General features: G+C 71.6%; 9 protein-coding genes. 5 read left to right on the forward strand and 4 right to left on the reverse strand.

Translation table 11 applies throughout. The annotated features are described in order from the left end of the window. Positions 1–897: a hypothetical protein gene (locus tag ABZ016_RS38110; protein WP_356921336.1), complete on the reverse strand. Its 897-nt coding sequence runs from the start codon at positions 895–897 to the stop codon at positions 1–3. Positions 898–1,053: 156 nt separating this feature from the next. Between ABZ016_RS38110 and ABZ016_RS38115 the strand changes: the two genes are divergently transcribed. Beyond that, a complete protein-coding gene (locus ABZ016_RS38115; RefSeq protein WP_356921337.1) occupies positions 1,054–2,499 on the forward strand; it encodes a glyceraldehyde-3-phosphate dehydrogenase in 1,446 nt (481 codons plus the stop codon). 54 nt (positions 2,500–2,553) lie between these two features. On the opposite strand, the gene ABZ016_RS38120 is transcribed toward ABZ016_RS38115, so the two are convergent. Continuing rightward, positions 2,554–5,721, reverse strand: coding sequence for a glycoside hydrolase (locus ABZ016_RS38120; protein WP_356921338.1), 3,168 nt, complete (start codon positions 5,719–5,721; stop codon positions 2,554–2,556). A gap of 206 nt (positions 5,722–5,927) precedes the next feature. On the opposite strand from ABZ016_RS38120, the gene ABZ016_RS38125 reads away from it, so the two are divergent. Genes ABZ016_RS38125 through ABZ016_RS38140 form a run of 4 tightly spaced genes read left to right on the forward strand, consistent with a single transcriptional unit; the run spans position 5,928 to position 11,436 of the window. Continuing rightward, complete coding sequence (locus ABZ016_RS38125) at positions 5,928–7,469, forward strand: ABC transporter substrate-binding protein (protein WP_356921339.1); 1,542 nt, start codon at positions 5,928–5,930, stop codon at positions 7,467–7,469. A 13-nt stretch (positions 7,470–7,482) separates the two neighbouring features. Continuing rightward, positions 7,483–8,409 (forward strand): ABC transporter permease, encoded by a 927-nt coding sequence (locus ABZ016_RS38130; protein ID WP_356921340.1) that lies wholly within the window; start codon positions 7,483–7,485, stop codon positions 8,407–8,409. 14 nt (positions 8,410–8,423) lie between these two features. Next, complete coding sequence (locus ABZ016_RS38135; RefSeq protein WP_356921341.1) at positions 8,424–10,442, forward strand: dipeptide/oligopeptide/nickel ABC transporter permease/ATP-binding protein; 2,019 nt, start codon at positions 8,424–8,426, stop codon at positions 10,440–10,442. Continuing rightward, positions 10,435–11,436, forward strand: coding sequence for an oligopeptide/dipeptide ABC transporter ATP-binding protein (locus ABZ016_RS38140; protein WP_356921342.1), 1,002 nt, complete (start codon positions 10,435–10,437; stop codon positions 11,434–11,436). Before ABZ016_RS38135 ends, ABZ016_RS38140 begins: the two co-directional genes overlap by 8 nt. Positions 11,437–11,491: 55 nt before the next feature. Here ABZ016_RS38140 and ABZ016_RS38145 read toward each other — a convergent pair whose 3' ends face one another. Both ABZ016_RS38145 and ABZ016_RS38150 read right to left on the reverse strand, forming a co-directional pair. Continuing rightward, a complete protein-coding gene (locus ABZ016_RS38145; RefSeq protein WP_356921343.1) occupies positions 11,492–11,665 on the reverse strand; it encodes a CsbD family protein in 174 nt (57 codons plus the stop codon). A 7-nt stretch (positions 11,666–11,672) separates the two neighbouring features. Beyond that, positions 11,673–12,392: a TetR/AcrR family transcriptional regulator gene (locus tag ABZ016_RS38150; protein ID WP_356921344.1), complete on the reverse strand. Its 720-nt coding sequence runs from the start codon at positions 12,390–12,392 to the stop codon at positions 11,673–11,675. Position 12,393 lies beyond the last annotated feature (1 nt).

A 12,393-nucleotide genomic window follows, 5' to 3' on the forward strand; every position in this document is an offset into this window, starting at 1 on the left:
TCAGGTGTCCGCCGAGGTCAGGCGTTCGAGCTGGGCCGCCGTCTTCGCCGCCCGGCGGTCGGCCTCGCGGACGCGGCGATCGGCCGTGCGGGCCCGTTCCCGGGCCGTTCGCTCGGCGAAGCGGGCCTGCTCGTGTTCGCCCCTGGCGCTCTCCAGCTCCTCCGTGAGCTCCCCCACGCGCCGCTGGAGGCGATCCACCTCCTGTTTCGCCTCGTCCGCGTCCTGACCGGCGACTGCCGCCTCGTCCTTCAGCGTCCGCAGCTCACGCTCGGCGGCCTCGGCGTCCCGACGGGCCTGAGCCAGTCGCCGCTGTCGCTGCTCGTCGGCCTCGCGGTCCTGCCCGGAGGAGGCCTCGGCGGAGCCGCGGCGCCGCGTCCCGGCGTTCGGTCCGACGGTGCTCTTCGGGGCGGCGCTCTGCGCGACGGCCGGGAAGCCGACGGTGGCGCTCAGCGGCTTGGCCAGCCGCGCGCTCGCCCATGCCTGGGCGGCCTCGGGGTCGGCCAGGACGGCGTGCAGGGTGTTCTCGACCTCACGCTGCACGGCCTCACCGACCGGATGACCGGCATCTGCCGCGAGCCGACGGGCCTCGGCGGACAGGGCGCGGATGAGCGCGTGCTGCTGCCGGCTCAGTTCGCGCAGCTGCGTGCCGTCGAGGTCCTGGTGGGCCTGGCGCAGGCCTTCCCCCAGCCGGAGCAGCGGCTCCACCTCGTCGGGCCGGCTGCGGACCAGGAGGTTGCTGACCCAGGCGGCGAGGCTGGGCTTGCGCACGGTGCCGATCCGCTGGGCGAGCTCCCGGTCGCCGGCGGTGCGGGCGGCTGCCACGGCCGAGGCACGGGCGGCGGTGAAGTCCTCCGGGCGCAGGGCGTACAGCTCGTCCACCACGGAGTCGTAGTCCATGAGCGTCCCTTTCGCGTGGAGGCTCCGTTCCGATCGTCTCAGGCCGGGCGGCCGGGGTCTCGCGGAGCGGGGCCGGCCCGGAGTGCGGGGCCCCGTTCATGATCCGGAAATCGACGGTTTAACATATGAGCGCCGCCTAGCTCGAAAGATGGATTCGTGACTCTCAACGACGACTCGTTCACCAACTGGAAGAACCGCGAGGAGATCGCGGAGTCGATGATCCCGATCATCGGGAAGCTGCACCGGGAGCGGGACGTGACCGTCCTGCTGCACAGCCGCTCCCTGGTGAACAAGTCGGTGGTCAGCATCCTCAAGACCCACCGGTTCGCCCGGCAGATCGCCGGTGCGGAGCTCTCCGTCACCGACACCCTGCCGTTCCTCACGACCCTCGCCGAGCTCGACCTCGGGCCGTCCCAGATCGACATCGGCATGCTCGCCGCGACGTACCGCGAGGACGACCGTGGTCTGTCGGTCGCGGAGTTCACCGCCGAGGCCGTCGCCGGTGCCACCGGAGCCAACAAGATCGAGCGCCGCGAGGGGCGCGACGTCGTCCTCTACGGCTTCGGCCGCATCGGCCGGCTCGTCGCCCGGCTGCTGATCGAGAAGGCCGGCTCGGGCAACGGTCTGCGGCTGCGGGCCATCGTCGTCCGCGGGGGTGGCGAGCAGGACATCGTCAAGCGCGCCTCGCTGCTGCGCCGCGACTCCATCCACGGCCAGTTCCAGGGCACGATCACCGTCGACGAGGCCACCAGCACGATCTTCGCCAACGGCAACGCGATCAAGGTCATCTACGCGAACGACCCGTCCGAGATCGACTACACGGCGTACGGCATCAAGGACGCCATCCTCATCGACAACACCGGCAAGTGGCGTGACCGCGAGGGCCTCTCGCAGCACCTGCGCCCGGGCATCGACAAGGTGGTGCTGACCGCGCCCGGCAAGGGCGACGTCCCGAACATCGTGCACGGCGTCAACCACGACACGATCAAGCCGGACGAGCAGGTGCTGTCCTGCGCGTCGTGCACCACGAACGCGATCGTGCCGCCGCTGAAGGCGATGGACGACGAGTTCGGGGTCCAGCGCGGTCATGTGGAGACCGTCCACTCGTTCACCAACGACCAGAACCTGCTGGACAACTACCACAAGTCCGAGCGCCGGGGCCGTTCCGCGCCGCTCAACATGGTCATCACCGAGACGGGTGCCGCCTCCGCCGTCTCCAAGGCGCTGCCCGACCTGAAGGCGAGGATCACGGGCAGCTCCATCCGGGTCCCGGTGCCGGACGTCTCCATCGCGATCCTCAATCTCCAGCTCGCGCGCGAGACCAGCCGCCAGGAGGTTCTCGACTACCTCCGTGACGTCTCCCTGACCTCGCCGCTGAAGCGCCAGATCGACTTCATCAGCGCGCCCGACGCGGTCTCCAGCGACTTCATCGGCTCGCGCCACGCCTCGATCGTCGACGCCGGCGCCACCAAGGTCGAGGGCGACAACGCGATCCTCTACCTGTGGTACGACAACGAGTTCGGCTACTCCTGCCAGGTCATCCGTGTCGTGCAGCACGTGTCGGGGGTGGAGTACCCGACGTACCCGGCTCCGGCGGTCTGATCCCGGAGGACGACGCGGGGCGTGTCCGGCTGCCACGCCCCGCGTTCTCCTGTGTCAGGAGCGGGTCACGTCGATCCTGTACCGCCGGGTGTGCGCACCGTCCTCACTGCGGACGGTGACGACCTGGGCCGCCCCCTGCCCCGTGTCCTCGCGGACCGTCACGGTCGCGTACGGGTCGCGGGGCGTGGCGGTGATCCTCGCCCGGTCCGGTCGGTCGGCGGCCACCCGGTAGTCGTTCCGGTCGGGGTCGAAGCCGTCGATCGGTACGCCGTCCACCTCGATCGAGGCGGCCGCTGCGTCCTCGGACGTGCCGGGTGCCTTGGCGCGCAGTTCGATCTCTCCGAGGGTGATGTAGCCGCCCGGGCGGGCCGTCATGACGACGCGCACGCCGGTCACCGGGCCGGAGGCGCGCACCGGGACGTCGACGACGGGTGAGCCCTCGGCGCTGACGGGGACGGAGTCGCTCGCGTCGGCCCAGGTGCCGTCGGTTCCGCGCACCTGGATCTTCAGGGATTCGGCGAAGCTGACGTTGCCGCCGTCCCGGTGGAAGTGGGTCACGACCCGGGTGAGATCGCGTGGCTCCGGCAGGGTGAAGGTGATGGTGTCGGACGGGTTCTTGGTGCCCGACTTCCAGTTCGACCAGGCTTTCTCGGTGGTGTTCCCGTTGCGCAGGCCCTCGGCGGAGTAGCCGCTCTCGGTGAACGTGGCGCCGGCCGTCACGCCCTCGTCGAGCGCGGCGTTCGTCTCCCGGGGTTTGGTGACCTGGACACGTACGGTCGCCGCCGCCGTGGTGCCGCCGGGGACGTGCGCGGTGCCGCGCAGGGTCACCACTCCGGCGTCGTCGAACGCCTTGCCGGGCGCGGCGTCCCAGGTGACCCGGAGGTCGGCGGTTCCGCCGTGACGTCCCACGCCGGTGACGGTGGCGGGCAGGTCGGGCCGGCCACCCGTGTAGGTCTTGGCCCGGGCCGGGAGCGTCGAGGCGATGGTGTCCACGGTGACGACCGCCTGGGCGGGCACGGTCCGGCCGAGCGCGTCGGTCGCCCTGCCTTTCACCCGCACCGTCCCCGGCTTGCTCCAGCGTGACTCGGAGGGCAGCGTCCACCGCACGGGGATCGCGCCCCGGGCGCCGTCGCGGAAGACGGGGGTCACGGTCGCGGGCAGTTCGGGCGCCCGGCCGGGCACGGTGAACGCCTCCGCCGGCCGGGTGCGCAGGACGGTCTCGTCGGTCACGGCCCATCGCTGGTTCGCGTGGGAGGTCGGCAGGTACGCCGACACACGGGCGCCGTCCGCCGTCGACTGGCCGACGACGTCGAGCAGCCGGCCCGTGGCGGAGTTGACGAAGGTCCAGGTGCCGTCCCCGGTGGTCGACATGATCCACTGCGCGGCAGGGGTGTCGCTCTCTTCCAGTACGGCTTCGTCGTCGCGCACGGCGAGGCGTCCGCCGGTGGCGGCATTGACGAGTGCGTAGCGGTCCCGGTTGCCGTTCCCGCGGGTCAGCCGCTTCACGGACCACAGCTGGGACTTGGCGCTCGGGTCGTCCGTGCGGACGACGACGCCGTCGCCGTCGGTGGACGGGGTGAGGGACTTGCCGCTCTGGGCTCCCTGGAGGCGGTAGACGTGGCCGGGCTGCACGAGGGCGGCGTCCCCGGCGGTGCCGGACACCCCGTCGACGAGGAGGGTGGTGACGGACTTGGCCGGGACGGTCACCGTGGCGGAGCCGTCCTTCACACGTACGGGCGTGCCGTGGACGAGGGCGCCGTCGCCGCTGGTCACCACGGGTGTGACGGTGGCGCCGGGGGCGATGCGCCGGAAGCGCGAGAGGTCCAGGGTCACGGCGCGCGGGGTCGTGCCGTTGTTGACGTGCACGACGGTCGCTCCGCGGCCGGACTTGCGTACGGCGGCGACGCTGGAGGGGTCGTCGGCCTTCACGAAGTGGTCGCCGGGCCGGATGTGGTGGGTGAAGTTCCGCAGCGTGTGGAACTTGGTGTTGGCCCGGATCGGGCAGGTCTCCAGGGTGTCCTTCGCCGTGCAGTTGAACGGGATGTGGATGCTGCCCCAGTTCTTGCCGGCCTGCGCCTGCGGGAGGGCGTCCTCGACGGGCTGCCACAACACCCAGGCGGACGGCTCGAGTTCACGGATGTCGTCGACGATCCGGGTGGCGATGCCGAGCCCGGGTTCCATACCGGTGAAGTCGGTGCCGGTCCCCCAGGTGCCCTCGACCTCGCTCATCCAGAAGGGCCGGTCGGCGGCCTTGGCGCTGTCCCGGGCGCTGGTGCGCATGCCGGTGCCGTAGGTGTGCACGTTGAGCTGGTCGACGGCGGAACGGGCGGCGCTGTCGTAGGCGTTCCAGTTGCGGACGAAGGTGCTGGGGTTGGTCTCGTCCATCGCGGAGACCGTGGCGCGGGTCCTGGCCTTGTCGAGGGCACGGCGCAGCGCCAGGACGACCTTATGCTGGAGTTCGGGGCCGGCGTGCGCACCTTCCTGACGGCCGCCGGTGGGCTGTCCGTCGGGGCCCAACTGGGTGCCCCAGTAATCGGTGTTGGGCTCGTTGAGCGGGGCTATGGTGTCGAACTTGATGCGGTGCTTCTTCTCCAGGTGCTCGGTCACCTTGACCAGGTAGGTGGCGAAGTCGTCGACGCGGTCGGGACGGATCTGGTCGGTGCTCGCGTCGAATCCGCCCGAGACGTAACCGCTGACGGTCTGGAACCAGGGCGGTGAGTTGCTGAACGCCTCCCAGCGGGTGACCTTCTTCTTGACGCGGTCGACCCACCAGCGCTGGCCGGCGTCGGCGGACCAGTCCCAGTGGTCCGGGTCGTCGGGGTTCCACCAGTCGGTGTCCTCCCGGGTGGTGCCCTCGGGGGCCTTCCAGAAGCCCTCCATCGTCGCGCCGACCTTCATGTAGTCCTTGCGGACGTCCGGGGCGTTGCCGCCGCCGATGTTGTAGCGCGCGATGTTGAGGCGGAGGCCGTCGTCGCCGAAGAGCATGTCGGCGAGCTTCTGCCGGATGGGCTCGGGGTAGCGGCCGGTGATGTTGGCGAACCAGACGAGGCTCGTCCCCCACCCTTCGAACTCCTGCTGGCGGTAGGACGGGTCGATCCGTACCGTGACCGCGCTGCCGGGCGGTTCGGCGGCAGCGGCGGGAGGCACGGCCACGAGTCCCGCGCCGAGTACCAGGGGGACGGTGATCGCCGAGGCCCGGGCGAGGCGATGTCTGCTGGACATGGATTCCCTTCGGGAGCGAACAGAACCGCGCAGAACCAATCGAGTTTCCCGAATGTTTTAGGACGGCAATCAACACGTCAAGAGGTGGGGCGTGTTGGGAACCGACGCAGACCCCTTGACGCGTTCCGTCTCGCCGCCCCAATAATGACCGTCCACATATCTAAACGCCGTTCTCTGTTGTGTACGCGAGCGAGCGCGGAGGCGCAGTGACCCTGTTAGGCCCGGCCCGAAGTCGTCCGATCGTCGCGTCCCTCGCCGTCGTCCTCGCCGCCTCCGGCTGCTCGGTGGCCGGTGCCGACCCCATCGGCGGCGGCCCGGACACCCTGCGCATCGTCCTCCCCGAGGAACCGCCGACACTCGAACCCTGTGACGCCTCGCTGACCGCGACGGGCCGGGTGACACGGGCCAACATCACCGAGGCCCTCACCGAGCGCGAACCGTCCACCGGAGCTCTGGAACCCGCCCTCGCCACCAAGTGGACCCACGACTCGGCCACTTCCTGGACCTTCACCCTGCGCAAGGGTGTCACCTTCCACGACGGCTCGCCGTTCACGGCCGCCGCTGCCGCGTTCTCGGTCAAGCGCGCCACGGACTCCGGCATCGACTGCAACGTCGACGGCTACATCTTCGCGGACAGCGAGCTCACCGCCACGCCCCTCGACGACAGCACACTCCGTGTCACCACGGCGAAGCCCGACCCGATCCTGCCGCTGCGCCTGTCCTTCGTCGAGATCGTGCCGACGAGCACCGACCCGGCCTCCCGGGTGCGCGAGCCGGTCGGCACGGGGCCCTACCGGATCGAGGACTGGAACCAGGGCCGGTACCTCAAGCTGAAACGCTTCCCCGGCTACTGGGGCAAGACCCCCGACTTCGCCGCGGCCACCTACGTCTGGCGCGCCGAGGGCAGTGTACGGGCGGCCATGGTGACGAACGACGAGGCGGACATCGCGATCGGGCTCGCCCCCGAGGACGGGGCGGGCGACCGGGCCGTCGAGTTCACCACCAACGAGGTCTCGTACCTGCGCATGGACGCCACCGAGCCGCCCCTGGACGACATCCGGGTCCGACGGGCCGTCAACTACGCGATCGACCGGGAGGGACTGGTCACCGCGGTCTTCGCGGGCCGGCCCAGCGGCCAGCTCGTGGCCAAGGGCGTCACCGGCCACAACCCGCGCGTCCGGCCCTGGCCCTACGACCCGGGACGCGCCCGGCAACTCGTCGCCGAGGCCCGTGCCGACGGGGTCCGGACCGACACCACCCTCACCCTCATCGGCCGCAACGGCATCTACCCGAAGGCCGCCGAGGCCATGGAGGTCGTCCAGGACGGCCTGATCAAGGCCGGGCTGAAGGTCAGGATCAAGATGCTCGACGTCAACGCCTGGCTGGAGTACCTGCTCCGCCCCTTCCCGGCCGGCGACACCGGCCCCACCCTGCTCCAGGCGCAGCACGGCAACCAGGCGGGCGACGCCGCGTTCACCATGGGTCAGATCTACGGCAGCAAAGGCGCCCAGAGCAGCTACGGCACCGAGGCGTTCGACAGGCTGATCCGGGACGCCGAGCAGGCCTCGGGCGGCACACGGCAAAAGGCGTTCGCGGACGCGTTCGCGTACCAGAACGACAAGGTCGTACGGGATGCCGTCATGGCCAACATGACCGGCCTGCTGGCCGTCTCCCCCAAGGTCCGCTACCGGCCCGACGCCGCCACCAACGACGAGATGCGGCTCGCCGACATGCGGCGAGCGGACTGAGGGAGGAGATCACGTGCTGTCCCTGTTGCGCCGCCGTGCGGTCTCCAGCGTCGTCCCCCTGCTGGTGGTGGTCCTCGGCGTGTTCTTCCTGGCCCGCCTCACCGGGGATCCCGCCAACCTGTACCTGCCGTTGAGCGCCACCCCCGAGATGCGGGCCGAGTTCGCCGCCCGCAACGGCCTGGACGACCCGCTGGTCTCCCAGTTCGGCGACTATCTCGCCCAGGTCGCCCACCTCGACTTCGGGGAGTCGCTGCGCACCGCGCAGCCGGCGGGCGAGGCCGTCCTGCGGGCCTTCCCCGCGACCCTGCAACTCGCCGGCTGGACGATGCTGCTGGCCGTCCTGGGTGCCGTGGTCATCGGCAGCCTCGCGGCCTACCGCCCCGACTCGGCGACCGACAGGATCGCGAGCTTCCTGTCCGCCACGGCGGCCAGTGTCCCCGACTTCTGGATCGCCATCATGGGCGTGCTGGTCTTCGCGGTCACGCTGGGCTGGCTGCCCACGTCCGGGACGAGCGGCGCGGCGGCCTGGGTACTGCCCGTGGCCACGCTGCTGATCCGGCCGTTCGGAGTGCTGGTGCAGGTGGTGCGGGGCGCCATGGTGTCGGCACTGTCCGCGCCGTACGTGAAAGTGGCGCGCGGCAAGGGGGCGTCCGAGCCCCGGGTGGTGTTCGGGCACGCCCTGCGCAACGCGGCGGCACCGGCACTGACCGTCGCGGGTGATCTGGCCGTGGGGCTGGTCAACGGGGCCGTCGTCGTCGAGACGATCTTCGGCTGGCCCGGTATCGGCAAGCTCATGATCGACTCGGTCCTTCAGCGGGACTTCGCGGTACTGCAGGCGGCGGTGCTCGTGACCGCTCTGGCGATCTTCGCCCTCAACATCCTCGTGGACCTCTGCCACGCGCTCCTCGACCCGCGGGTACGGCAGCGGGCGGCGGCATGAGACAAGGACGGGACATGCTTGTCGAAGCCACACCCCGGCCGACCGCACGGCGGCGATGGTTCGCCCTGCTCCTCCGGGACCGGTTCGCCTGCGCGGCGGCCGTGGTCCTGATCCTGGTCGCGCTCTGTGCGGTACTGGGACCCCTCCTGGCCGGGGACCTGGCGACCCGTCAGAACCTGCGCGCCCCGGGTCGGCCTCCCTTCAGTCTCGAGCACGGCTGGGCCTTCGTCCTCGGCAGCGACTCCCTCGGCCGGCCGGTGGCCGCGCGGCTGCTGGCCGCGGCCGGGACCACGCTGGCCGTGGCGGTGCCCGCCGTCCTGTGCTCGCTCGCCGTCGGCTCGGTGTGGGGCATGTGGGCGGGGTATCACGGCGGCCGGCGCGAGAACGTGTCGCTGCGCGTGGCCGACGTGATCCTCAGCTTCCCCTCCCTGCTGCTGGCCGTGGTCGTGCTGTACGTCTTCTCGCCCAGTGCCGCGAGCATCGTGCTGGTGCTGGCCGTCGCCCGTGTCCCCGTGTATCTGCGCACCGCGCGGGCGGAGGCCGCCGAGCTGCGCAGCCGGCTGTTCATGGACGCGGCCCGCACCTTCGGCACGAGCAGCTGGGCCGCCATCCGCCGGCATGTCGCGCCGAGTGTGCTTCCCACGCTGCTGACCGTCGCCGCGCTCGACTTCTGCTTCGTGATGCTGGCCGAGTCCTCACTGAGCTTCCTGGGCATCGGCATCCAGCCACCGGACGTCAGCTGGGGGTTGATGGTGGCCCAGGGCCGGCAGGAGTTGCAGAGCGCGTGGTGGATCGCGCTCTTCCCGGGGCTGGCGATCGTCGTCACGACGGTCTCGGCGACCGTACTCGCTTCGTGGGCCCGGCTGACGACCGATCCGGGGCAGCGGTGGCGGGAGGGGGTGCGGCGCGGTGGACGGCGTGCTCGGCGGTCGCGCGCGACGGCGGGTCCCGGCGGCCGCTCCGCGAGGGCCGGTTCCCGCGCCGCTGCGGCGCCCGAGCCGAAGGGGGCTCCTGCCCGGGCCGGCGATCACCCCACCGCCACCGGTCGGCCCACGGTCGACGACGTCCTGGTCGTGGACGGTCTGTCCGTCGACGTCCACACCCCGGACGGGCCCGTCCGTGTCGTCCGGCAGGTCGGTTTCACCGTGCGGTCGGGCGAGACGCTGGCGCTGCTCGGCGAGTCGGGTTGCGGCAAGAGCATGACCGCACACGCGGTGGCCGGGCTGCTCGACCCGGTCGCCGAAGTGGCGGGCGGGCGGGTGCGCCTGGACGGCACTGACCTGCTCGGGCTGGGAGCACGGGCCAGACGCCGGCTGGCCGGGCCCGGTGTGGCCATGGTCTTCCAGGACGCGCTCAGCGCGCTCAACCCCGTTCTCACCGTCGGTACCCAGCTGGCCGAGCCGTTCCGTATCCACGAGGGCATGTCCCGGCGGGCGGCGAGGGCCAGGGCGGTGGAGCTGATGGAGCGCGTGGGCATCCCGGAGGCCGGTGCCCGGGCGGACGCGTATCCGCACCAGTTCTCGGGAGGGATGCGTCAGCGGCTGCTGATCGCCACGGCGGTCGCCCTGCGGCCGAAGGTGCTGATCGCCGACGAGCCCACGACGGCCCTGGACGTCACGGTGCAGGCGCAGATCATGGACCTGCTCGGCGAGTTGCGCGCCGAGCAGCGCACGGCGCTCCTCCTCATCACGCACGACCTCGGGCTCGCCGCCGAGCACGCGGACCGGGTCGCCGTCATGTACGCGGGGACGGTCGTGGAGACCGGGCCGGTGGGCGAGGTGTTCGGCACGCCCCACCACCCCTATACCCGCGGCCTGTTGGCGTCGGTACCGGCCGAGCAGCGCCGGGGATCGCGGCTGAGTTCCATCCCGGGCGGTCCGCCGGAACCGGGCGCGCTGCCGGCCGGGTGCGCCTTCCGTACGCGCTGTCCCCTGGCCCGGGAACGATGTGTCACCGACCGACCGGTACTGATCGGCACGGGAGCGGGCCGTGCCGTCGCCTGCCACTTCGGGAAGGAGCCGGCCGATGCCTGAGGACGGGGCGCTGCTGGAGGTCACTGGTCTGTCCAAGAGCTTCACGGTCCGGCGGACGCTGAGGGGCAGCACCCGGCTGCGGGCCCTGGACGGGGTGGACCTGACGCTGGGGCGCGGGGAGACCCTGGGCCTCGTGGGAGAGTCCGGCTGCGGCAAGTCCACTCTCGCCAGGGTCCTGCTGCGGCTGGAGCGGCCCGACGCCGGCACCGTGCGGTACGAGGGGATGGACCCGTTCGCGTTGTCGGGCGCGGAGTTGCTCGCCTGGCGCCGGAAGGTGCAGATGGTGTTCCAGGACCCGTTCGGCTCGCTCGACCCCCGCCTGAGCGCGGCGGACCTCATCGGCGAGCCCTGGCTGACCCACCGTGAGCTGGTACCGGGCGGGCGGCGGGCGGCGCGTGCGGCCGAACTGCTGGAGATGGTCGGCCTGCGCGCCTCGGACGCGGGTCGTCATCCGCACGAGTTCTCCGGAGGGCAGCGGCAGCGGATCGGGATCGCCCGTGCCCTGGCGCTGGAGCCGGAGGTGATCGTCTGCGACGAGCCCGTCTCCGCGCTGGACCTGTCGGTGCAGGCACAGGTCCTCAACCTCCTGTGCGACCTGCGGGACGAGCTGGGACTGTCGTACGTGTTCATCTCGCACGACCTCTCCGTGGTGCGGCACCTCGCCGACCGGGTCGCCGTGATGTACCTGGGCAGGATCGTGGAGACGGGTCCGACCGAAGAGGTCTACGAGCGGCCGCGCCACCCGTACACCGAGGCGCTCCTGTCGGCCGCCCCCTCCCCCGTGTCCGGTCCGGGACGCAAGCGGCAGCGCATCCTGCTCACCGGCGAGATCCCGTCCCCGACGGACCCGCCGTCCGGATGCCGCTTCCGGACCAGGTGCCGGCGGGCGCAGGACCTCTGTGCCGAAGCCGACCCCGCGCCACCGCCCGGCGAGCTCCTTCACGCGGCGGCGTGCCACTTCCCTCTGGCGCAGACCCCGCCGGTCACGGCTTGACGGACGGAGTGCCGCGTCCCACAGGGGGACGCGGCACCGCCACGGGTTCATGACCTCAGTGCTTGAAGACGTCCTTCGTCTTCTCCTTGGCCTGCCGGGCATCGCCCTTGGACTGCTGCGCCCGGCCCTCGGCCGTCAGCCGTTCGTTGCCGACCGCCCGGCCGACCGTCTCCTTGGCCTTGCCCTTGGCCTGCTCGGTCTTCGCCTTGGCCTTCTGCTCTCCAGCCACGATTCGCTCACTCCAAGCCGTGTCCGACTTCGGGGTCGCCACTCGAGTGACCTTGGAGCGGCGGTCCAAACCTGCCCAGGAGTTCCCGCACCAGTGCCTCGCACCACCACCGCTCCACCCGGTCGGGCGACCACCCGCGTTCGCCGGTCAGCACCGTGTAGACGTCGATGTTGCACAGGGCCGCGTAGACGTCGACCGCGGACGGCACATCGAGGCCGGAGCACAGGACGCCGGGCGGCCAGGACGAGAAGACCTGCACGCGCGTCCGGTCACCGCGGATCCGGCTGTCGTGGTACAGCGTGGCCAGCTCCGGTTCGGAGCGGCCCGCTTCCCTCACGAGGGTGATGACGTCGCCTGCGCGCTCGTAGAGGCGCCGGTCGTAACCGGCCATCGCCGCGAGCTGCCGGGCGGGGTCCGTGGTGGGCGACTCCAGCTCCGCGATCAGCCGCGGCACATCGGCGGAGAGGTCCGCCGCGTCGGCCAGGGCCCGGGTCAGGCCCGTCTTGTTCCCGTAGGCCGCGTAAACGGTCGGCACGGACACCCCGGCCTCGCGTGCCACGTCCCGCACCGTCGTCGCCGCCCAGCCGTGGGAGACGAACAGGTCCAGCGCCGCCCGGGCGATGTCGGCGCGGGTCTGCTGCGCCTGCGCCGTCCGGCGCAGGGAGTCGTAGCGCCGTCGCCCCGGCTCCTCACTCATGTCCTCGGTGGCCTTCCTGTCGTCCGTCATT

The sequence above is a fragment of the Streptomyces sp. NPDC006372 genome, from assembly GCF_040612515.1.
Classification (GTDB): Bacteria; Actinomycetota; Actinomycetes; order Streptomycetales; family Streptomycetaceae; genus Streptomyces.

What these genes read in the sequence shown, in the direction of transcription:
- ABZ016_RS38120 (WP_356921338.1), bottom strand. Translation starts at nt 5,721, where the DNA reads ATGTCCAGCAGACATCGCCTCGCCCGGGCCTCGGCGATCACCGTCCCC.
- ABZ016_RS38135 (WP_356921341.1), top strand. Translation starts at nt 8,424, where the DNA reads ATGCTTGTCGAAGCCACACCCCGGCCGACCGCACGGCGGCGATGGTTC.
- ABZ016_RS38110 (WP_356921336.1), bottom strand. Translation starts at nt 897, where the DNA reads ATGGACTACGACTCCGTGGTGGACGAGCTGTACGCCCTGCGCCCGGAG.
- ABZ016_RS38150 (WP_356921344.1), bottom strand. Translation starts at nt 12,392, where the DNA reads ATGACGGACGACAGGAAGGCCACCGAGGACATGAGTGAGGAGCCGGGG.
- ABZ016_RS38140 (WP_356921342.1), top strand. Translation starts at nt 10,435, where the DNA reads ATGCCTGAGGACGGGGCGCTGCTGGAGGTCACTGGTCTGTCCAAGAGC.